Origin of the sequence: Bradyrhizobium sp. 149 (assembly GCF_023073915.1) — a bacterium.
Lineage (GTDB): Bacteria > Pseudomonadota > Alphaproteobacteria > Rhizobiales > Xanthobacteraceae > Bradyrhizobium.
The window spans coordinates 311,177-332,507 of record NZ_JADPKK010000019.1; the positions used below are offsets into that span (position 1 = coordinate 311,177).

17 protein-coding genes and 1 tRNA gene are annotated in these 21,331 nt (G+C 64.5%); 13 read left to right on the top strand and 5 right to left on the bottom strand.

Going from position 1 to position 21,331, the window contains the following annotated elements; all coding sequences use genetic code 11:
- Positions 1–122 precede the first annotated feature (122 nt).
- On the top strand, positions 123–1,526 hold the full coding sequence (locus IVA88_RS13190) for a hypothetical protein (RefSeq protein ID WP_247497677.1): 1,404 nt from the start codon (positions 123–125) through the stop codon (positions 1,524–1,526).
- On the opposite strand, the gene IVA88_RS13195 is transcribed toward IVA88_RS13190, so the two are convergent.
- Together IVA88_RS13195 and IVA88_RS13200 are read right to left on the bottom strand one after the other, a co-directional pair.
- Positions 1,484–2,239 (bottom strand): alpha/beta hydrolase, encoded by a 756-nt coding sequence (locus IVA88_RS13195; RefSeq protein ID WP_247497678.1) that lies wholly within the window; start codon positions 2,237–2,239, stop codon positions 1,484–1,486. The genes IVA88_RS13190 and IVA88_RS13195 overlap by 43 nt on opposite strands.
- A gap of 116 nt (positions 2,240–2,355) precedes the next feature.
- Positions 2,356–3,489: a hypothetical protein gene (locus IVA88_RS13200; protein WP_247497679.1), complete on the bottom strand. Its 1,134-nt coding sequence runs from the start codon at positions 3,487–3,489 to the stop codon at positions 2,356–2,358.
- A 302-nt stretch (positions 3,490–3,791) separates the two neighbouring features.
- On the opposite strand from IVA88_RS13200, the gene IVA88_RS13205 reads away from it, so the two are divergent.
- Both IVA88_RS13205 and IVA88_RS13210 read left to right on the top strand, forming a co-directional pair.
- Complete coding sequence (locus IVA88_RS13205) at positions 3,792–4,037, top strand: zinc-finger domain-containing protein (RefSeq protein ID WP_007602543.1); 246 nt, start codon at positions 3,792–3,794, stop codon at positions 4,035–4,037.
- A 19-nt stretch (positions 4,038–4,056) separates the two neighbouring features.
- Positions 4,057–5,256, top strand: coding sequence for an FAD-dependent monooxygenase (locus tag IVA88_RS13210; protein WP_247497680.1), 1,200 nt, complete (start codon positions 4,057–4,059; stop codon positions 5,254–5,256).
- A gap of 4 nt (positions 5,257–5,260) precedes the next feature.
- Here the strand turns inward: IVA88_RS13210 and IVA88_RS13215 are convergent, their stop codons facing one another.
- Positions 5,261–5,671, bottom strand: a complete 411-nt coding sequence (locus IVA88_RS13215; protein ID WP_247497681.1) for a twin-arginine translocation pathway signal — start codon at positions 5,669–5,671, stop codon at positions 5,261–5,263.
- 206 nt (positions 5,672–5,877) lie between these two features.
- Here IVA88_RS13215 and IVA88_RS13220 point away from each other — a divergent pair.
- A tRNA-Leu gene (locus IVA88_RS13220) sits at positions 5,878–5,966 on the top strand.
- A gap of 69 nt (positions 5,967–6,035) precedes the next feature.
- On the opposite strand, the gene IVA88_RS13225 is transcribed toward IVA88_RS13220, so the two are convergent.
- Positions 6,036–8,411 (bottom strand): glucose/quinate/shikimate family membrane-bound PQQ-dependent dehydrogenase, encoded by a 2,376-nt coding sequence (locus IVA88_RS13225; RefSeq protein WP_247497682.1) that lies wholly within the window; start codon positions 8,409–8,411, stop codon positions 6,036–6,038.
- A 321-nt stretch (positions 8,412–8,732) separates the two neighbouring features.
- Here IVA88_RS13225 and IVA88_RS13230 point away from each other — a divergent pair, with 321 nt between their 5' ends.
- Complete coding sequence (locus tag IVA88_RS13230; protein WP_247497683.1) at positions 8,733–9,983, top strand: multidrug effflux MFS transporter; 1,251 nt, start codon at positions 8,733–8,735, stop codon at positions 9,981–9,983.
- Between the two features lie 54 nt (positions 9,984–10,037).
- Positions 10,038–10,181 carry a hypothetical protein gene (locus tag IVA88_RS13235; RefSeq protein WP_247497684.1) on the top strand — a complete coding sequence of 48 codons (144 nt, stop codon included), beginning with the start codon at positions 10,038–10,040 and terminating at the stop codon, positions 10,179–10,181.
- A gap of 88 nt (positions 10,182–10,269) precedes the next feature.
- Here the strand turns inward: IVA88_RS13235 and IVA88_RS13240 are convergent, their stop codons facing one another.
- A complete protein-coding gene (locus tag IVA88_RS13240; protein WP_247497685.1) occupies positions 10,270–11,877 on the bottom strand; it encodes an ABC transporter substrate-binding protein in 1,608 nt (535 codons plus the stop codon).
- 269 nt (positions 11,878–12,146) lie between these two features.
- On the opposite strand from IVA88_RS13240, the gene IVA88_RS13245 reads away from it, so the two are divergent.
- From IVA88_RS13245 to IVA88_RS13275, 7 genes are all read left to right on the top strand, one after another.
- Positions 12,147–13,277, top strand: coding sequence for a M20/M25/M40 family metallo-hydrolase (locus tag IVA88_RS13245; RefSeq protein ID WP_247497686.1), 1,131 nt, complete (start codon positions 12,147–12,149; stop codon positions 13,275–13,277).
- A gap of 163 nt (positions 13,278–13,440) precedes the next feature.
- Positions 13,441–14,382 (top strand): ABC transporter permease, encoded by a 942-nt coding sequence (locus IVA88_RS13250; RefSeq protein WP_211397784.1) that lies wholly within the window; start codon positions 13,441–13,443, stop codon positions 14,380–14,382.
- Between the two features lie 19 nt (positions 14,383–14,401).
- Positions 14,402–15,289, top strand: a complete 888-nt coding sequence (locus IVA88_RS13255; RefSeq protein WP_247497687.1) for an ABC transporter permease — start codon at positions 14,402–14,404, stop codon at positions 15,287–15,289.
- A gap of 14 nt (positions 15,290–15,303) precedes the next feature.
- Positions 15,304–16,953, top strand: a complete 1,650-nt coding sequence (locus IVA88_RS13260; protein ID WP_247498015.1) for an ABC transporter ATP-binding protein — start codon at positions 15,304–15,306, stop codon at positions 16,951–16,953.
- A 225-nt stretch (positions 16,954–17,178) separates the two neighbouring features.
- Complete coding sequence (locus IVA88_RS13265) at positions 17,179–18,684, top strand: M81 family metallopeptidase (RefSeq protein ID WP_247497688.1); 1,506 nt, start codon at positions 17,179–17,181, stop codon at positions 18,682–18,684.
- Positions 18,685–18,697: 13 nt separating this feature from the next.
- Complete coding sequence (locus tag IVA88_RS13270) at positions 18,698–19,870, top strand: M20 aminoacylase family protein (RefSeq protein WP_247497689.1); 1,173 nt, start codon at positions 18,698–18,700, stop codon at positions 19,868–19,870.
- Complete coding sequence (locus IVA88_RS13275) at positions 19,863–21,284, top strand: amidase (RefSeq protein ID WP_247497690.1); 1,422 nt, start codon at positions 19,863–19,865, stop codon at positions 21,282–21,284. Before IVA88_RS13270 ends, IVA88_RS13275 begins: the two co-directional genes overlap by 8 nt.
- The last annotated feature ends 47 nt before the right edge of the window (positions 21,285–21,331 follow it).

Here is a 21,331-nt window from a genome sequence, read left to right on the forward strand (position 1 = left end):
GCAGCAAGGTCGGCTCAAAATGGTCAGGGTTTTGCCGAATTCAAGCCTGGCGGCGTCAAACTATTGGTGAATTCCGCCTCAACGACTATTGCGGGCATGGTCCGAGTGAGGACGGAGCGGATTTGACCAGCACCACCGATCATTTGCGCGCGGCCGCCGCGGGCTCATTCTGGCCGCGGCTGGCCGCGATGGCCTTGCCGCTTCTGTTGATCGCGCCGGCGTTCTGGAATGGCTATCCGCTGTTGCAATGGGATACCGGCGGCTATCTGGCGCGCTGGTACGAGGGCTATCTCGTCCCGAGCCGCTCCACCGTATTCGGCATCTATCTGCACTATGGCGAGAGTTCTGGTTTCTGGATCAACCTCGCGGTCCAGTCGCTGGCGACGCTGTGGCTGGTGCAGCTCACTTTGCGCGTGCTCGGCCTGATGCAGACGTTCCGCTTCGTCGCGATCAGCCTGCTTCTGATCCTGTCGACTGCGCTGCCCTGGCTCGCGAGCATGCTGCTGACCGACATTTTCGCCGGATTGGGGGTGCTGTCGCTGTTCCTGCTGGTGGTCGGTGGACAGCGGACCTCGGCGCTCGAAAAAAACTCGCTGTTCGTCTTCACCGCCTTTGCTGCCGCGACCCACAGCGCCACGCTCGGCGTGCTGCTCGGGCTCTGCGTCGCCGGCTGGATGGCGCGGCCGTTGCTGGGGCGCCGGCTTCCCATCGCCGGATTGGCTCAAGCGAGCCTCACCATCGTCGCCGGCGGCCTGATGCTGATGTCGGCGAACCATGCCTTGTCGGGCAAATGGACCTGGACGCCCGGCGGCTATGGCGTTGCGTTCGGCCGCATGATGCAGGACGGCATCGTCGCACGCTATCTTGGCGATCACTGTCCGCGCGAAGCCTTCAAGCTCTGTCCCTACCGCAATGAACTACCGGCGAGCGCCGACCAGTTCCTGTGGGGCAAGAGCATGTTCAACACGCTCGGCCGATTCGAAGGCATGAACGACGAGATGGGCTACATCGTCGTGCATTCGCTCGCCGACTATCCGGCGTGGCAGGCCGGCGCAGCCTTGAGAGCCATGGGCCAGCAATTGCTGCATGTGGCGACCGGCGAAGGCACCAATGGCTGGATCCCGCATACCTATGGCATCATCGAGCGTTACATCCCCGCGCAGGTCGCACCCATGCGCGCGGCGCGCCAGCAGCACTGGGCTGTCAATTTCGACGATATCAACTGGCTGCACGTTCCCGTCGCGCTGGCCTCGATGCTGGCTCTGGTCGCGTTCCTCGCGCTGGCGCTCAGAAACCGCCGGCTCGACGATCTGACATTGCTGGCGGCAACCGTCGTGCTGGCGCTGCTCGGCAACGCCTTCATCTGCGGCGTGATTTCCGGACCACACGACCGCTATGGCGCGCGGATGGCGTGGGTTGCGACCTTCGTGGTGTTGATGGCACTGGCGCGGCGCTTGAGCAGCGACGAAACCGCGGACGAGATTCAGCCGCGGCGTGACAGGAAATCGAGCACGCCGGCCTTATAGACCTTGTCGCCGACCGCGCGCATGTGATCGCGGTTCGGAATGTCGAGCACTTCCGAACCCGGAATGATGGCACCGAGTGCGCTGGCCGAGCCCGCGACGTCGTCGGTGCTCCCGACCGCGATCAGCACGGGCACGTCGATGCGCGCGGCTTCATCCTTCGTCATGAGATCGCGCGTGCCGCGCAGGCAGGCGGCCAGCGCTTTGCGGTCGGAACGGGTTTGGTCTGCAAAAGCACGAAAAGTGCGCCCGACGGGATCAGTGACGTCGTCGAGCGAGGGCGCTTCCAGCGCCTTGGCCACGTTCTCGCCGGGCCCGGTGCCCTCGATCAGGCCGCCGATGCCGATGCCACCGAGGATTGCCGAACGCAGGCGCTGCGGCTCGTTGAGCGAGAGCCAGGCCGCCATCCGCCCGCCCATCGAATAGCCCATGAGATCGGCCTGCGGGATGGCGAGGTGATCCATCAGCGCGAGCACGTCGCCGGCCATGGTCGGGATCGAGTACTGCGCGGGCTCGTAGAGCTTTGCGCTTTCGCCGTGGCCGCGATTGTCGAGCGCAATGACGCGGCGGCCGTTCTTGCGCAGCTCAGAGACCCAGGTCGGATAGACCCAGTTCACGTTCTTGCTCGAGGCAAAGCCGTGCACCAGGATGATGGGATCGCCCTCGCCTTCGTCGAGATAGGCAATTTCAACGGCGCCGTTGTGAAAGCTCGGCATCATCAGTTCCGTGAGGTCTTGAAGGGAATGGTTGGTTTTAGAGCACGATCCGGAAAACTGTGCAGCGGTTTTTCGGCAACATCATGCTCAAACAACAACCTGATGTGCGATGACGATCAGGCGGTGGCGGCATCCGCCAGAGCGGCTTCGGCCGCGATCTGCGCCCGGCGAAGCCGCCGCGCCCGTCTGCGATCGCACCAGGCCTGGGTCAGGCGCTCGGTCGTCGCCTTGATGGAGGACAGAAGGCCGAACAGCGTCAGTGCCGCACCGAACAGCCAGAGCACCAGATCGAATGCACCGCCAATGAGCAGCAGCGCGCCGCGGCCGAGCAGTTTCATGATCGCGCGCGTCTTGCCGCCTTGCGCTTCGGCAAGCCGCGCCGCGCGCGCGACGTCCTTCGGACCTTCGGCGATCCGCAACGTATCCATCGCCCCGCGCGTGCCGGTCTTTCCGGCGACGCGCGTCACGTCCTTGCCGAGCCGGACCAGCGCTCCGGCCTTCTCCGCGCGGAACGCGGCCTTGATCGCGCTGACGGTCTCACCGGGGCGGAACACGGAGCCCTTGGCCACGGCGTTCTGGAGCATCGGCGTATCGACCACCTCGCGTGCGGAGCGTCCGGCCCATACCGCAAGACCCTCACCGAGCCGCCCCACCTTTCGGGCGTCCTTGACCAGCGTCAGCCCGGCGCGCACGGGCGCAGCGCCACCGACGGACACATAGGTTGCCGCGGTCACCGCAAGGCCGGCCGCCGCGAGGCCGAGCACCAGGCGATCGGTGTCCTCGCCCATGGCGAGGTGCTTGCCCTCCCGCACGACGTCCCTGATGTCGCCGATCACGAAGAGATCCCCGGCCACCGTCCCGGACAGGCTCGCGACATCGTCGGCATTGCCGGTGACGAGGCCGGTGGCAAAGCGCTTGGCGAAATACGAGGTGGAATTCTGTTCCTTGACCGCATCGCTCACGCGGCTCAGGAGGTCGTCCGGCAACGCGATGTTCCGGTCACGCGCGAGCGCCACGAAACTGCCGGCGAGATCGGCATCGCCGGCGGCGAGCGCAGCCTCGATGTTGTCCTGAACCAAGCGGTCATTCCGCTGCAGCAGCGCATCGAGCTTCAGCTCGGAGAGCACGGCCGGATCATCCTGCGCGGCGAGGATCGCGCCGGCCTCACGGGCGTGCGGCGCAACCTGCGCGAGCATGAAGCTGCACGCAACAAAACCGGTCAACGCTGTGCTGATTCGCAGCCACTTCATGTGGAAAACCCGGACGGTCCTGAAATCGTTGACGATTGAGTCGTCATTGGTCGCAATTACGCGCGTCCACAGACATAGTATGCCAAAATTGCGACACAACGTCCCCGACGAAAGAAGGGCTTCTCTCAGGCCGCAAGATTGTGTCGAATTTGCATGAGCAAATGAGCATGGGGCATTGCGGAGCTTTTGGTTCCGCTGGACTAGCAATCATCTACACCCGCCAGTATGGTCCGCGGCGCCTTAATAATGCCGCGGCAGTGGTGATTGTGTCTGCCGCCATTGCCACTCCAGGATGAGTTACGATGTCCGACCATGTCGTCCCGCACTTCCATAACGATGCCGGTGTCCCCGTCATCGAAATCGGCTCGCAAGAGTTCATGTGCGTGGGCGCCAACCCTCCGTTCGATCATCCGCACGTCTTCCTCGACCTCGGCAACGACAACGAGATCATCTGTCCCTACTGCTCGACGCTGTACCGTTTCGCCGCGGACCTGAAGGCGGGCGAAGCCCGTCCGCCGGAATGCGTCCTGAAGGACAAGGTGGCCTGACCGCGTCCATCGGTCAGGGGTGGCGCTCTCCCGAACGATTGTCATCGCCGGTGCCGGCATCGGTGGACTGACGGCTGCGCTTGCGCTCGCGGCCCGCGGCTTCCGCATCGTCGTGCTGGAAAAGGCCGAGCAGCTCGAGGAAGTCGGCGCCGGTCTGCAACTCTCCCCCAATGCCAGCCGCGTGCTGGTCGAGCTCGGCCTCGCCGAGCGCCTCAAGCTCCGCGCCGTGATCCCGGAGGCGGTCTCGATCATGAGCGCGCGGGCCGGCGGCGAGCTTTTGCGCATGCCGCTGGGAGAAGCCGCCGCGCGCGCCGGCGCTCCCTATTGGGTGGTGCACCGCGCCGACCTGCAATCCGCCCTCGCCGGTGCAGTCTCCGACCATCCCGATATCGACCTGAAACTCGGCGCGACCTTCGAAGACGTCGCGCCTCACACCAAGGGGCTGACGGTCGTCCACCGCAGCGGCACGATCCGGCGCAGCGACCTTGCCAGTGCGCTGATCGGCGCCGACGGCATCTGGTCGACGGTGCGCCAGCATCTGTTTCCCGAGGTGCAGCCGCGCTTCTCCGGTCTGATCGCCTGGCGCGGCACGCTCGATGCCACGCAACTGCCCAAGGACTACACCGCGCGTCGGGTCCAGCTCTGGATGGGCCCGAACGCCCATCTCGTCGCCTACCCGATCGCGGGCGGACGCCAGATCAACGTGGTCGCGGTGCTTCCGGGCACCTGGAACAGGCCGGGCTGGAGCACGCCCGGCGATCCCCGCGAGGTGATGGACGCCTTCGCCGCGCCGCGCTGGCCGCCGCCGGCGCGCATGATGCTCGCCACCGTCGATAGCTGGCGGAAATGGGCGCTGTTCGGCGTGCCCGACGACTGCCCCTGGAGCAAAGGCCCGGTCGCGCTGCTCGGCGACGCCGTGCATGCGATGCTGCCGTTTGCGGCCCAGGGCGCCGGCATGGCGGTCGAGGATGCCGCGGTGCTCGCGCAGCATTTGAGCCTCGAGGTCGCCGAGAGCACCGCGGGCATCACCGCTGCGCTGAGACAATACGGCCGTACGCGCCAGGCGCGTGTGCGGCGGATGCAGCGGACCGCGCGGCAGCAGGGCCGCATCTATCATCTCAGCGGGCCGCTCGCCTACGCACGCGACCTTGCGGTCCGCGCGCTCGGCCCGGAACGCATGCTGGCGCGGCAGGACTGGATCTACGGTTGGCGGGCGTAGCACGTCAGTTGACGGCGCCGCCTGACTTCGATCTGGACGGCTTGGCGGCAACTGCCGGCGCGGGCGGAGCCGCCGGCTTAGCGGGCGGCTCAGCCGCTTCCATATCGCTTTCGCGGCACCTGTTCTTGGCCCAGGTCTCCTCCATCAGCTTCTGCTGTCCCCGCGCGGCGATGTAGTCATTGCGATAGGCGAGTTCGACCACCACGGCGCCACCCGCACCGGTCTCGGCCTTGGCCATCAATCGCTCGAGGTCCGCGATGCGCTTGACGAGATTCTTGCGCTCGGGCGCAAGTTGCTTGCAATCCCAGAGGTCATAGCGCGCCGGATCGGCGAAGGCCGGGCTGATGGTGTCGCTGACGCTCGCGCAGCCGCCGAGCGCCGCACAGAGCAAGGCCAGCGGAAGCAGCGTACGCACGGGGCGACAGCGGGAGGGAAACGAAACAGGCATGCCGGATGAATAGTCCCCGTGGATTGAGAATGCCTAAAGCAGCACCCGGTGTCCGGATTGAGGCTTTGCCTTGTGCGGCCGGCTCGCTTAAGGAAGAACCGCCCCTCCGGCCCACCAAGTGCCAATTCCAGACGGCCGGCAAGGGACTTAAGTGATTGATCTCGTTGGATCAAGCGGGCATGGCGGAATTGGTAGACGCAAGGGACTTAAAATCCCTCGGTGCGCAAGCGCTGTGCCGGTTCGACCCCGGCTGCCCGCACCACGAGAGCCGACGACGCGACCTGTGCCAACAGCATGAGCCGGAAGATCCCTCCAAGACGACCTTCCATGTTCAATCCTTCAACGCGTAGGCGATGACGTAGTCCCCGCGCTTGGTGCCGAACGAGCCATGGCCGCCGGCCGCGGTGACGACATATTGCTTGCCGTCGGCCTCGTAGCTCATCGGCGTCGACTGGGCACCAGCCGGCAACCGATCTTCCCAGAGCACGTTGCCGTTGCGCACGTCGTAAGCCCGGATCGTGTACTCGTAGGTGCCGGTGTAGAATGCGACTCCGCCTGCGGTCGTGATCGGCCCACCCAGCATCGGCACGCCCATCCTGAAGGGAAGCGGAAGCGGCGTGGTGTCCCTGATGGTGCCGTTGGGATGCTGCCACACGATCTTCATCGTCCTGAGATCGATTGCGGCCATCGAGCCCCATGGCGGCCGGTAGCACGGCACGGAGAACGGCGAGAGAAAACCCGACAGATCCACCCCGAACGGAGTGCCATACATCGGCTGCGTCCCGACCTCGCTGCCGACCGGCTTCTCGGCCGTCGGCGTGGGAGGATTGAGAGGGCCGCGCGGAATGAGCCTTGAGACGAAGGGAAACGACATCGGGTTGGCGATGGCGATCTGTCTCACGGGATCGACCGCGATGCCGCCCCATTCGAACATGCCGAGATTGCCGGGGAACACCAGCGTGCCCTGCAACGATGGCGGCGTGAACGTGCCCTCGTAACGCAGTCGATGGAACGCAATCCGGCACAACAGCTGGTCGAAGATCGTACCGCCCCACATATCGGCGCCGGTCAGTTTCGCCTCCGGGCGGAATGTCAGCTCGGAAAACGGCTGCGTCGGCGCGGTGCGGTCGCCGGGCGCGGCTCCTTGCGGGACCGGGCGCTCCGGCGCCGGCACGATCAGTTCGCCGTTCCTGCGGTCGAGCACAAACAGGTTGCCCACCTTGGTCGGCTGGATGATCGCGGGCACGACGCCCTTGGCCGTCGTGACATCGACCAGACTCGGTTGCGACGGAACATCCATGTCCCAGAGGTCGTGATGCACGGTTTGGTACGACCAGACGCGTTTGCCGGTGTTGATGTCCAGCGCCACGATGGAGCTGGAATAGCGCTCGACGAGCTCATTGCGATTGCCGCCCCAGATATCGGGACCATTGTTGCCGGTGGGAATAAAGACGAGGTTGAGCTTCGGGTCGAACGCGGCGGAGATCCACGAATTCGGCGATCCGTTGGTATAGTGGCGGGTCGGCGACGGCAACGCGTTCTCGTCCGCCGCGCCGGAGTCCCATGCCCAGACCAGCTTGCCGGTGTAAACATCGAAGCCGCGGACGACGCCCGACGGCACGTCGACCGCATAATTGTCGATGACCGCGGCGGCCACAACCAAAATCTTGTCGCTGACAACCGGCGGCGACGTCGGCTCGAAAAAACCCGTCGTCGTGATTCCCATCCCGTCTTGCAGGTTGAGAGTGCCGTGGTCGCCGAAGCTGTCGCAGAGCTTGCCGCTGTCGGCATCGAGCGCGATCATGCGCCCGTCATTGACCGGCAGGAATATCCGCCGGGGACATTCGGCGGGCGCCGCACCACCGCTGCTGTCGACGGCGCCGGCTCCCGTTTCGTGATAGGAGACCCCGCGGCAGGTCATATGCTGGAACGTCTTGTTGAAGGTCAGCTTGGGATCGTACCTCCAGCGCTCGGTGCCGCTCTTGGCGTCGAGCGCAAACAGGACCTGGTGCTGCGAGCAAAGATAGAGCGTATCGCGCACCTTGATCGGAGTGACCTCGAAGGTCGTCTCGCCGGAATCGTTTGGCGTTGCCACGTCGCCGGTGCGGAAGGTCCAGGCGACCTTGAGCTTGCCGACATTATCAGGCGTGATCTGCACCAGCGGCGAATAGCGCTGTCCAAACTGGGTACGTCCATACGCACGCCAATCGCCATCCGGCTGCGGGTCGGCTTCACTTTGCGGGACCGCAGAACCGGACTCCGCGATCGTGCCATTGACGTCGTGATAGCTGGAGAACAGCCCGATCACGAGCACGACCGACGCCATGGCGATGGCGGCCCAGAGCGGCGCCGTTGCACTTCGGTAGGACACCCGCTCGTTTCGCACCAGTCCACGGACGATCACCGGCGTGAGAAGCCAAAGCGCCATCGGGAAGACGACGTCGCCACGCGCCGCGAGCGGCCACCAATCGAATTGCACCTCGTAGACGGCCCATGCCAGCGTGCCGACCAGCACGATTGCAAACAGCCATAGCGCAGATTGTCGCTGCGCCACGAGCAGCGCGGCCGTGAGCAGAAGGCCGGCACCAAGCATGACGTAGAAGATCGAGCCGCCCAACGCGGCAAGCCAGATGCCGCCGGCCGTGAGGACCAGGCCGATCAAGGCATAGATGACACCCGTGACAAAGACCGCCCTGGATCGCTGCATGATCGCTCCCGGTACGAACAAGGGACCGGGCCTGTCCCGCGCACCCGCGACAGACCCGCTCTTGAGGATTTTCATCCGATCAAACAACCATTGGATGCTGGGCGGACAAATGACATGGAACCGTTCGGGGTAAGTCCCGTCGCGCCGGCTAGTTGAGGCCCGGCCCAGCGCTTCGCCGCCTTTAATGATCTGAGAGCCCTAATGGTGGCTTCTTCACCAATTGTTGTCCGCTCCGGCCCCGCCTGCCAGCCATCCCGAAACATAACTTGTGCATTGCAGCATCGTCGTTAGACAGAGTCTTCGATTTCAGAGGTGAGCTTCTTGTCCGACGTCAATGCCGACGATTGGGTGTCCTCGGGACACCGGCCCATGGGTTTCCCCGAATTCGTCATCGTGATCGCGTCGATCATGGCGCTGAATCCGCTTGCGATGGACATGATGCTCCCGGCGCTGCCCAATATCGGGTCAGCTTTCAATATCCCCGTCGCCAACCATCTCCAGCTGGTGCTGTCGACCTTCCTGATCGGCTTTGGCGCAGGCCAGTTCGTCATGGGTCCGCTGTCGGACCGCTTCGGCCGCCGCCCGGTGCTGCTCGGCGGGATGGCGGTCTATGCTGTGGCGAGCGTGCTGGCGATTGCCGCGCCGTCCTTCGAGACGCTGCTGCTGGCGCGCGCACTGCAGGGCTTCGGCACCTCGGCGACGCGCGTGATCGCAACTTCGATCGTGCGCGACTGTTACGTCGGCCGCCGCATGGCGAGCGTGATGTCGCTTGCGATGATGATATTCATCGCCGTCCCCGTGATCGCGCCCTCCTTCGGACAGGCAGTGCTGCTGGTCACGCAATGGCGCGGCATTTTCGTCGTGCTGATGCTCTACGGGCTGCTCGCGCTCGCATGGTGCGTGCTGCGACTTCCGGAGACGTTGCCTGAAGGCGAACGCAGGTCGCTTGCGCCGGCCGACGTGCTCAGGGCCTACTGGCAGACCGTGACCCATCGCCAAACCATCGGCTACGCGCTCGCCGCTGGTAGCGTCATGGGTGCGCTGTTCGCCTACGTATTTTCGGCCCAGCAGGTTTTTGTCGGTATCTATCACCTCGGCCATTATTTTCCACTCGCCTTCGCGGCGATCGCGGCCGGCACCGCCATTGCCGGCTTTCTCAACGCGAGATTCGTCGGGACCCTCGGCATGCGCGTGATCTCGCACGGCGCGCTGACGCTCTACACCGCGGTGGCGGGCGTGATGCTGCTGACTGAAAGCCTCGGCGCGCTGCCGCTTCCGCTGTTCATGGTGCTCTCGGCGCTCATGATGTTCTCGTTCGGCATGATGGTCGCCAACTTCACCGCCCTCGCGATGGAGCCGCAGGGCCACATCGCCGGCACTGCGTCTTCGCTCTACGGCTCGATCACCACGTTGATCGGCATCGCCGTCGGCATGGCGATCGGACAAAGCTTCGACGGCACGCTGCTGCCGTTCTCGGTTGGCTTCTTCGCGTCGTCACTCGCGGCCCTCGCGATCGTGCTGGTGGTGGAGAAGGGACGGCTGTTCAAGCCGCATCATCGCGCCCTCGCGTGAGGAACTTCCAGACGGGTTTGATGTTGTACTGCAGCAATTTGAGAGGAAGGCGAGATGGAACAAGAGAGCAGACTCGATCAGCCCGCGCGCGAAATCGAGCGGCCCACCCCACGGCAACCAATTTCTGAGCAGCAGCCGGACAGAAGCCTGCCGTTCGCAGGTGAAGGGCTGGAGCAGCTGCGCGACAGCCACTGCTAGAAGAGGTCGAGTCAGTGTTGGTTCATGGAAACGGCGCCGCGGAGAGATCCACGGCGCCGTTTCGCTTTTCAGACCAAGAGCCCTCGCCCTACTCCGACTTGTCGACGTTCCAGAACAACGGGGTGGCGGGACCGTCGAGCACGCCGGTCAGCGATTTGCGCCAGCCGCTCGGCAGGAGATATTGCCCCAGCGGGATGTAGATCACCTGCTCATAGGCTTCCTTCTGGATGTCAGCGGCGATCTTCTTCTGATCGTCGAGCGAGGCGGCGCGAACGAAGTCGTCCTTGAGCTTTTCGATCTTGGCGTTCTCCGCCCAGCCGAACCAGCCCTTCTTGCCCTGGCCGCCGATCGAGAGATTGGCGATCGGGTTGGAGACGTCGGCCGCGACCCAGTTGGTGAAGAACATGTTCCAGCCGCCTTCCTTCGGAGGCTTCTGGCTGGCGCGGCGGCTCACCACCGTCTGCCAATCGGTCGCTTGCAGGTCGACCTTGAAGCCGGCCTCGCGCAGCAACTGAGCCGCAACGATCGGCTGCGCCTTCAGCGTCGTGACGTCGCCCGGCGCCATGATCACGATCGGGGTGCCGTCATAGCCGGACTCCGCGAGCGCCTTCTTGGCTTCGGCCATGCCGTTGCCCTTCACCAGGGTCTCGCCACCGACCTCGGTCGCGAATGGCGTGTCGCACACGAAGAAGGCGCCGCAGATCTTCTGATATTTGGCATTGCCGACGAGCGCGTCGAGAACGTCCTTCTGGTTTATCGCCAGAAAGGCAGCACGGCGCACTTTGACGTTATCAAACGGGGGATAAAGGAAGTTCATCCGGCCGAGGGTCTGGAAGCCGAACTTGTTCGAGACCTCGATCGTGATCTCCTTGTTCGCCTCCAGCAACGGCAGCATGTCGTAGGGCAGATTCTCCATGAAATCGATGTCGCCCGACTGCAGCGCGTTCACTGCGGTCTGCGAGTCCGGCATGGTGATCCACTCGACGCGGTCGACCTTCACCACCTTGCCGCCGGAGGTCCAGCTCGACGGCTCCTTGCGCGGCACGTAGTCGGTGTTCTTGACGTAGACCGCCTTCACACCCGGCTGGAATTCCGACTGCACGAACTTGAAAGGACCCGAGCCGATCTGCTCCGGGATCTGCTTGTCCGGCGGCGTCTCGGCGAGGCGCTTCGGCATCATGAAGGCAACGCGGGAGGACGGCTTGCCGATCGAGTCGAGCACGAGGCCGTAGGGCTCCTTCAGCTTCAGCGTGATGGTCTTGGCATCGGTCGCCTCGATGCTGGCGGTGAAGTCGAGCAGTTTCTGGCCCATGCCGTCGACCGCGGCCCAGCGCTTGAGCGAGGCGACGCAGTCCTCGGCCGTCACCGGCGCACCGTCATGCCACTTCAGTCCGTCGCGCAGCGTGAACGTGTAGGTGAGCTTGTCGTCGGAGATCTTCCAGTCCGCCATCTGCGGCTGGATCTTGAAGTTCGAATCCGGCGCCACCAGGGTGTCGTAGATCATGTAGCCATGGTCACGCGTGATGTAGGCCGTGGTGAAGATCGGATCGATGATGCGCAGATCCGAATGCATCACTGCCGTGATGGTCTTGCCGGCCGCAAGCACCGGCGACGCCAGTGCGATCGAAAGCGCGACGACCGACAGCGCAAATTTGGAGGCGAACGCGCGAGGCCCCCGGCGCATCAACTTAAACATAAAAGTTTCTCCTGACGTGAAACTGTTCAAAGGCAGGTTATTGATTGAGCATCCGGTTCGTTCCTTAGGCGAACTAACCTCATGCAATGCCTTTATCTTTTCGAGACTTGCAGACAGTGCCGAGCGCGTCAATCCGGTTTCGCTGCAAGCCCAAGCGGCGCGCGCACGGGCTCCACAAGGATCGGTTTCGCTCTACAACGCTCTCCGCCTGTCCTGCCCCGCGCCGATGCAATCTGCGTTCCATGTTCCGAAGCTCGAGAGACATTGAGATGAATCCAGCCAATCTTCCCTTCGATTGCGAAGCGATGCTCCAGGGCCTGCGCGGCTGGGTGGAATGCGAAAGCCCGACCTGGGACGCGAGCGCCGTGAATCGCATGCTCGATATCGCAGCGCGGGAGATGACGATCATGGGTGCGACGATCGAGCGCATCGCCGGTCGCCAGGGCTTTGGTGGCGTGATCCGCGCACGCTTTCCGCATCCGAAGCAAGGCGAGCCGGGCATCCTGATTGCCGGACACATGGATACCGTCCACCCCGTCGGCACCATCGAGAAGCTGAAATGGCGGCGCGAGGGCAGCAAGTGCTACGGACCGGGCATCTACGATATGAAGGGCGGCAATTATCTTTCGCTGGAAGCGATCCGCCAATTGGCCCGCGCCTCGTTCACGACGCCGCTGCCGATCACCGTGCTGTTCACGCCCGACGAGGAAGTCGGCACGCCCTCCACGCGCGACATCATCGAGGCCGAAGCCGCGCGCAACAAATACGTGCTGGTGCCCGAGCCCGGCCGCGCTGACAACGGCGTCACCACCGGACGTTACGCCATCGCGCGCTTCAATCTCGAGGCGACCGGCCGGCCCAGCCACGCCGGCGCGACCTTGTCGGCGGGTCGCTCGGCGATTCGCGAGATGGCGCGCCAGATTCTCGCCATCGACGCGATGACGAGCGAGGACTGCACGTTTTCGGTCGGTGTCGTGCGTGGGGGGCAATGGGTCAATTGCGTCGCCACGACCGCCACCGGTGATGCGCTTTCAATGGCTAAGCGCCAGGCCGACCTCGATCGCGGCGTCGAGAGGATGCTGGCGCTCTCCGGTACAACCGATGATGTCGCCTTCAAGGTGACACGCGGCGTGACGCGTCCGGTCTGGGAGCCCGATGCCGGCACCATCGCGCTGTACGAAAAGGCGCGGGCGATCGCCAAGTCGCTCGGCGCAGAACTGCCGCATGCCAGCGCCGGCGGCGGCTCCGACGGCAATTTCACGGGCTCAATGGGCATCCCGACTCTCGACGGCCTGGGCGTGCGTGGCGGCAACGGCCACACGCTCGAAGAGTATATCGAGGTCGAAAGTCTCGTCGAACGCGGCCGGCTGATGGCGGGGCTGCTCGCTACGCTGGAGTGATGGCGCGAGCCACGCCACCAACCGAGCCAGCTCACCAAAACAAGGTGACCGCACTGCAAAAACTGCGGCCCGGATGGCATGGGAATTGCTGAAATGTTAGGCTGATGGCAGAACCCACTGCAGCCTCTGCCTCTGATTTGACTCTAATCTGACGGGATCCAACTTGCTCGGATATCTCCTTCGCCGAATTTTCGCCGCCGTGCCCGTGATGGGCGTGGTGGCGCTGTTCGTCTTCCTCCTGCTCCGCCTCACCCCGGGCGATCCCGCCGCGATTCTTGCGGGCGACAACGCCACGCCGGAGCGGCTCGAGCGCATCCGCACCTCGCTCGGTCTCAACGAGCCGCTGATCGTGCAGTTCATCACCTGGCTGAACAAGCTGCTGCATGGCGATCTCGGAACTTCACTCATCTCCAATCTCCCGGTGATGAAGATGATCGGCCAGCGGGTCGAGCCGTCGATCTCGATCGCGCTGTCCACCATCATTCTCGCCGTCATCGTCGCTGTTCCCCTGGGTGTGATCGCGGCCTGGAAGCACGGCACCTGGATCGACCGGTTCGTGATGGGCCTGTCGGTGCTCGGCTTTTCGGTGCCGGTGTTCGTGGTCGGCTACATCCTGATCGAGGTCTTCGCGATCGACCTGCGGTGGGTGCCGGTACAGGGCTTCCGCAGCATCTCGAACGGTTTTGGGCCGTTCTTCGAGCGCATCATCCTGCCGACCTGCGCGCTGTCCTTCATCTACATCGCGTTGATCGCGCGCATGACACGCGCGGCGATGCTCGACGTGCTCGGCGAGGACTATGTCCGCACCGCGCGCGCAAAGGGCATCAACGAAGTCGCCGTGATGATGCGCCATGCGCTGCGCAACGCCGCGGTGCCCGTGATCACGGTGATCGGTACCGGCTTTGCGCTTTTGATCTCCGGGGTCGTCGTCACCGAGAGCGTGTTCAACATCCCCGGCATCGGCCGCCTCACGGTGGACGCGGTTCTGGCGCGCGACTATCCGGTGATCCAGGCGATGATCTTGCTGACGTCGTTGATTTATGTCGTCGTCAATCTCCTGATCGACGTCGCCTACACCCTGCTTGATCCCCGGATCCGGTACTGAGGCAAGGATAACAACAAAAATGTCGGTCGATACCCTTCCTCAGTCGTCCATCCCGATCACGTCGCCGCTGCGGCCGCGCCTCGGATTCCTGACCTCGACGCCGATCATCGCGGCAGCGACCATCTGCCTGGCGTTGGTCGTGCTGATCTCGATCCTGGCGCCGTTGATCGCGCCGTATGATCCAATCCAGCTTGCGCCCTCGCAGCGGCTGAAACCCTCTTCGGCGCAATTCCTGCTCGGCACCGACGCCTACGGCCGCGACCTGCTCTCGCGCGTCATGTACGGCGGACGCATCTCGCTTCTGATCGGCATCGGCTCGGCGATCATGTCGATCGTCATTGGGCTGGCGATCGGCCTCGTCTCCGGCTTCTTCAAGCTGGTCGATTCCGTCATGATGCGGATCATGGACGGTTTGATGGCGATGCCGAGCATCCTGCTGGCAATCGCTGTGGTGTCGCTGTCCGGCGCCAGCCTCTGGACCGTGCTGATCGCGATCACGATTCCCGAAGTTCCGCGCGTGGCACGACTGGTGCGCTCGGTCGTGCTGTCGGCGCGCGAGGAGCCCTATGTTGAAGCGGCGATCTCGGTCGGCTCATCCCTGCCAAAGATCATGTGGCGGCATTTGATGCCGAACACGATCGCACCTCTGATCGTCCAGGGCAGTTACGTCTGCGCGTCGGCGATCCTCACCGAGGCCATCCTCTCCTTCCTCGGTGCCGGCATCTCGCCGGAGACGCCGACCTGGGGCAACATCATGGCCGAGGGCCGTCAGTACTTCCAGCTCAAGCCGACGCTGATCTTCTGGCCGGGCCTGTTGCTGTCGATCGCGATCCTCAGCATCAATTTGATCGGCGATGCCGCCCGCGACGCACTCGATCCGCGCATGAAGCAGCGGGAAGGCAAATGATGACCGATCAAGTGATGACCAACCCCATCCTCGACATCAACAACCTCGTCGTGTCCGTCGGCAAAAAGCCGAACGCCGCAAACATCATCGACGGCATCTCGATCCAGGTGCACGAGCGCGAGACGCTGTGCCTCGTCGGCGAAAGCGGCTCGGGCAAGTCGGTGACCTCGCTGACCACGATGGGGCTGCTGCCGAAAGGCACGCTGGTTCCGACCGGCGGCAGCGTCAAGCTGGTCGGTGAGGAGATTCTCACCGCGACCGACCGCCGCCTGCGGCAGCTCCGCGCGACGCAGATGGCGATGATCTTCCAGGAGCCGATGACGGCGCTCAATCCGGTGGTGCCGGTCGGCCGCCAGATCGACGAGGTCCTGCGCGCGCACACCAATCTCGACGCGAAGGCGCGGAAGAAACGCATCCTCGACATGATGGAGCAGGTGCGCCTGCCCCAGGTGGAGCGCATCTTTGCCTCCTACCCTCACCGACTCTCCGGCGGTCAGCGCCAGCGCATCATGATCGCGATGGCGCTCGTGCTCGAACCGAAGCTGCTCATTGCGGACGAACCGACCACCGCGCTCGACGTCACGACGCAAAAGCAGATTTTGACCCTGATCCGCGACCTCCAGCGCGATCACGGAACCGCCGTGCTGTTCATTACCCATGACATGGGCGTGGTCGCCGAGATCGCCGACCGGGTCGCGGTGATGCGGCAGGGCCGACTGGTCGAGACCGGCACACTCGATTCCATCCTGCGCAGTCCCACCATGGAGTACACCCGCAACCTGCTCTCCGCGGTGCCGAGCCTGGTGCCGCGCGCGGCGCGGCCCGAGACCAAGGAACCGGTGGTGCTGGAGGCCAACGAGCTCGGCAAGGTCTACCGCGAGCGCGCGTTCTTCGGCAAAGGCCGCGAAGTCGTCGCCGCCGACAAGGTCACGCTGACGCTACGCAAGGGCCGCACGCTCGGCATCGTCGGCGAGAGCGGCTCAGGCAAGTCGACCGTGGCGCGCTGCATCGTCCGCCTGATCGACCCGACCTCCGGCGGCGTGCGCCTTTCCGGCCGCGAGATCTCGGACATCTCGCGGCGGCTGTTGCAGCCGCATCGGAAGAAGATCCAGATCGTGTTCCAGGATCCCTACCGCTCGCTCAACCCGCGCGTCACCGTCGGCGAGAGCATCGCGGAAGGCCCGATCAATTACGGCGTGCCACACGCCGACGCCATGAAACGTGCCCGCGAGTTGCTCGAGCTGGTCGGCCTGCCCGCCGACGCGGTGGCCCGCTATCCGCACCAGTTCTCCGGCGGCCAGCGTCAGCGCATTGCGATCGCCCGCGCGCTCGCGCTCGATCCCGACGTGCTGGTCGCGGACGAGGCGGTCTCCGCCCTCGACGTCTCCGTGCAGGCGCAGGTGCTGGAACTGTTCGACGAGATCCAGAAACGGCTCGGCATCGCCATCCTGTTCATCACCCACGATCTGCGCGTCGCAGCGCAGATCTGCGACGAGGTCGTGGTGATGCAGCACGGCCGCGTCGTCGAGCAGGGCTCGGCCGCCGAAGTGCTGACGCATCCGAAGGAGGCGTACACCAGAGCCTTGCTCGAGGCAGCGCCGGGCCGCGGCTGGGATTTTGCGAACTTCCGGCCGGTGTCGGAGAGCGTGGCGGCGAGCGCGTAGCTATCTCCCTCGTCATTGCGAGCGCAGCGAAGCAATCCAGAATCCCTCTTCGGAGAAAGTCTGGATTGCTTCGCTGCGCTCGCAATGACGGGGATCGCGGCAAGCATTCCCAAAACAGCTTGAGGCCATGCGCGGCGCGATTGCTTCCCACCTTGCTCTCCCCTCAATGCCAAGGCTAACGTCAAAGCCTAACGTCGCGCACTTTCAATTGCCGGACTTGAGTTGATGACACGTATCGCCGTCGGTGGCTTCCTGCACGAGACAAACACCTTCGCTCCGACGAAGGCGACTTTCGCGGACTTCCAGCACGGCGGCGGCTGGCCGGCTATGACGCAAGGTGCCGACGTGCTGAAAGTGATGCGCCGCATCAATGTCGGCCTCGCCGGTTTCGTCGACAGCGCCGAGGCCAACGGCTGGGAACTCATCCCGACCATCGCTTGCGGCGCCAGCCCGTCGGCGCATGTCACCAAGGACGCATTCGAGCGCATCGTCAGTGTCATGGTTGACGGGATCGCAGCCGCTGGTTCGATCGACGCGGTCTATCTGGACCTCCACGGCGCGATGGTCACGGAACATCTCGACGACGGCGAAGGCGAGATTCTCGCGCGCGTGCGCCGCGTCATCGGCAAGGACATTCCGCTCGTCGCGAGCCTCGACCTGCACGCCAACGTCACGCCCGAGATGATGGAGCATGCGGACGCGCTGATCGCCTACCGCACCTATCCCCATGTCGACATGGCCGAGACCGGCCGCGCCTGCGCCCGACATCTCGCATTGCTCCTGAAGACGAGGCAGCGTTTCGCAAAGTCCTTCCGGCAATTGCCGTTCCTGATTCCGATCAGCTGGCAATGCACCAACGACCAGCCGACCAAGGGCATCTACGAAAAGCTCGCTGCGCTGGAGAACGACTCCATCCCGACGCTGTCTTTCGCGCCCGGCTTCCCTGCCGCGGACTTCCGCGACTGCGGGCCGAGCGTATTCGCCTATGGCAAGACGCAAGCCGACGTCGACCGCGCCGCGGATGCGATGGTAAAGCTGATCGAAAGCCACGAGGACGATTTCGACGGCAAGATCTGGTCACCCGACGACGGCGTGCGCCACGCGATGGAGCTCTCGAAGAGCGCGAGCAAGCCGATCATCATCGCCGACACCCAGGACAATCCCGGCGCCGGCGGCGATTCCGACACCACAGGCATGCTGCGCGCACTGGTCCGCAACAAGGCCAGCGCCGCGACCGGCGCGATCTACGATCCGGCCTCAGCCAAGGCCGCGCATGCGGCCGGCGTCGGCGCCACCGTGACGCTGTCGCTCGGCGGCAAGTCCGGCATTCCCGGCGACGAGCCCTATCGCGACACCTTCGTCGTCGAAAAACTCTCCGACGGCCGCTTTATCGCGCCCGGTCCCTATTATGGCGGCCGCGAGATGGAGATGGGCCCCTCCGCCTGCCTGCGCATCGGCGACGTCCGCGTCGTCGTCTCCTCCCACAAGGCGCAGCTCGCCGACCAGGCAATGTACCGTTATGTCGGCATTGAGCCCACGCGTGAGAAGATTCTGGTCAACAAGAGCTCGGTGCACTTCCGCGCCGATTTCGAGCCGATCGCGGAAACGCTGATGATCTGCGCTGCCCCCGGCGCGATGCCCGCGGACACGGCTACGCTGCCATGGACGCGCCTGCGGCCGGGCATCCGCATTAAGCCGAACGGCCCGGTTTTCACTCCCTCCTCACGCTAACTGGACACAACACATGCCCACGATCGACCGTATCGACGGCTATGCCGACGAACTTACAGCCATTCGCCGCGACCTCCACGCCCATCCGGAGATCGGCTTCGAGGAAGTGCGCACCTCCGGCATCGTCGCGGACAAGCTGAAGAGCTGGGGCATCGAGGTGCATCGCGGTCTCGGCGGCACCGGCGTGATCGGCGTCATCAAGGGCAAGGGTTCGAGCGGCAAGCGTATCGGCCTGCGCGCCGACATGGACGCGCTGCCCATGGAGGAGAACACCAATCTGAAATGGAGTTCGAAAATCCCCGGCCGCTTCCATGGCTGCGGCCATGACGGCCACACCACTATACTACTGGGCACCGCGCGCTACCTCGCCGAGACCAAAAACTTCGACGGCACCGTGCATCTGATCTTCCAGCCGGCCGAGGAAGGCCTCGGCGGCGCCCGCGCGATGATCAAGGACGGCTTGTTCGAGAAATTCCCCTGCGACGAGCTCTACGGCCTGCACAATGCGCCCGACCTCAATCATGGCGAGATCGCGATCCTGCCCGGCCCGGCGATGGCCAGCGCCGACTTCTTCGACCTCCGCATCACCGGCTACGGCGCGCATGGTGCGATGCCCGAGCGCTCCAAGGACGCGGTCATCATCGCGACCACGCTGGCCCAGGCAATCCAGACCATCGTCAGCCGCAATGTCGACCCGCTGCAGGCCGCCGTCATCTCGATCACGCAGATCCATGCCGGCTCCGCCTACAACGTCATTCCCGGCGAAGCGCATCTCTGCGGCACCATCCGCACCTTCTCGAACGAAGTCCGCGCCCTGATCAGCCAGCGTATCCGCACCATCTGCGCCGGCATCGCGAGCACCTTCCAGTGCGAGATCGAAGCCGACATCCGCGATACTTTCGGCGTGCTGGTCAACCAGGTCGAGCAGTCCAGGGTGGTCGAGGAAGTCGCGCGCACCGTCGTCGATCCTGCCAAGGTGATTACCCGTACACAGCCGAAGATGGGCAGCGAGGATTTTGCCGACATGCTGCAAACCATTCCCGGCGCCTATTTCTGGGTCGGCCACGACGGCTCGGTGCCCGTGCACAATCCCGGCTTCGTGCTCGACGACAAGATCCTGCCGATTGGTGCGAGCATGTTCGCCCGGATCATCGAGACCCGTATGCCGGCAGGTAGCAATGCATAAAAAAAGCGTCGAGGAGGAAGTCACCTCGCTGCACGATCTTTCCGCGGTCGATCTGATCGCGGGCTATCGCGCCAAGCAGTTCTCGCCGAGCGAGGTGCTGGAAGACGTGCTCGCGCACGTCGCCGCGTGGGAGCCGCACCTCAAGGCGCTCTATGCATTCGATCCCGACGGCGCGCGCGAGGCCGCGAAGGCCTCGACCGCACGCTGGTCCGGGGGCGAGCCGTCCGGAGTGCTCGACGGCGTGCCTGTGACGGTGAAGGACAACATCGCGACCAAAGGCGTGCCGGTGCCGCTGGGGGCTGCGAGCGTCAAGCTCACGCCGGCCGAGAAGGACGCACCGCCCGCCGCGCGGCTGCGCGAAGCCGGCGCGATCATCTTCGCAAAGACCACCATGCCCGATTACGGCATGCTGTCCTCGGGGCTCTCCAGCTTCCATGCGCTCGCGCGCAATCCCTGGGACCTCTCCAAGAATCCCGGCGGCTCCAGCGCCGGCGCGGGCGCCGCTGCTGCAGCTGGCTATGGTCCGCTGCATCTTGGGACCGATATCGGCGGCTCGGTCCGTCTGCCCGCGGGCTGGTGCGGCCTCGTCGGATTGAAGCCGAGCTTTGGCCGCGTGCCGATCGATCCCGCCTATGTCGGCCGCGTCGCCGGTCCCATGACCCGCACCGTCGACGATTGCGCGCTGATGATGAGCGTGATCGCAAAACCCGACCGACGCGACGGCACGAGCCTGCCCGCGGAGCCCCTCAACTGGAAGGGGCTGGAGAAATCCCTGCGCAAACTCCGCATCGGATTGATGCTCGATCCCGGCGTTGGCCTGGCGCTGGAGAAACCGGTGCGCGAGGTCGCGGTGAAGGCCGCTAAAGCGTTCGAATCCGCAGGGGCCGTCGTCACCGAAGTCGACGGTATTCTCACGCGCGAGATGCTCGATGGCCTCGACAATTTCTGGCGCGCGCGGATGTGGGACGACCTGTCCAAGTTGACATCGGCCGAGCAGGCAAAGGTGCTGCCCTACATCTTCAAATGGGGCGAGTCCGGTGCAAAGCTGTCTGGCGTCGACGTCATCCGTGGCTTCAACCAGACCATGGCAATTCGCGCGGCCGCATCAAAGCTGTTCTGCGAGCTCGACTATGTGATCTCGCCGACGGCGCCGAACGTGAACTATCCGGCCGACTGGGCCTCGCCGACCAACGATCCCATGAAGCCGTTCGAGCACATCGCCTATACCGTGCCGTGGAATATGTCGGAGAATCCGGCGATCTCCATCAACGGCGGCTTCGACGCCAAAGGTTTTCCCATCGGCGTACAGATCGTCGGCCGCCGCTTCGACGATATCGGCGTGCTCGGCATGGCCAAGGCTTTTGAGAGCCTGCGCGGTCCGCAGAAGCCCTGGCCCAGCCCGCCGGCGCGCTAACGCACTCCGTCATGGCCGGGCTTGTTGTTTGGACCGGCCATCCGCGT

Bases quoted from the DNA above. Each gene is read 5' to 3' on its own strand.
- IVA88_RS13195 (WP_247497678.1), bottom strand. From the start codon at position 2,239: ATGCCGAGCTTTCACAACGGCGCCGTTGAAATTGCCTATCTCGACGAA.
- IVA88_RS13200 (WP_247497679.1), bottom strand. From the start codon at position 3,489: ATGAAGTGGCTGCGAATCAGCACAGCGTTGACCGGTTTTGTTGCGTGC.
- IVA88_RS13205 (WP_007602543.1), top strand. From the start codon at position 3,792: ATGTCCGACCATGTCGTCCCGCACTTCCATAACGATGCCGGTGTCCCC.
- IVA88_RS13225 (WP_247497682.1), bottom strand. From the start codon at position 8,411: ATGCAGCGATCCAGGGCGGTCTTTGTCACGGGTGTCATCTATGCCTTG.
- IVA88_RS13235 (WP_247497684.1), top strand. From the start codon at position 10,038: ATGGAACAAGAGAGCAGACTCGATCAGCCCGCGCGCGAAATCGAGCGG.
- IVA88_RS13240 (WP_247497685.1), bottom strand. From the start codon at position 11,877: ATGTTTAAGTTGATGCGCCGGGGGCCTCGCGCGTTCGCCTCCAAATTT.
- IVA88_RS13245 (WP_247497686.1), top strand. From the start codon at position 12,147: ATGAATCCAGCCAATCTTCCCTTCGATTGCGAAGCGATGCTCCAGGGC.
- IVA88_RS13255 (WP_247497687.1), top strand. From the start codon at position 14,402: ATGTCGGTCGATACCCTTCCTCAGTCGTCCATCCCGATCACGTCGCCG.
- IVA88_RS13260 (WP_247498015.1), top strand. From the start codon at position 15,304: ATGACCAACCCCATCCTCGACATCAACAACCTCGTCGTGTCCGTCGGC.
- IVA88_RS13265 (WP_247497688.1), top strand. From the start codon at position 17,179: ATGACACGTATCGCCGTCGGTGGCTTCCTGCACGAGACAAACACCTTC.
- IVA88_RS13270 (WP_247497689.1), top strand. From the start codon at position 18,698: ATGCCCACGATCGACCGTATCGACGGCTATGCCGACGAACTTACAGCC.
- IVA88_RS13275 (WP_247497690.1), top strand. From the start codon at position 19,863: ATGCATAAAAAAAGCGTCGAGGAGGAAGTCACCTCGCTGCACGATCTT.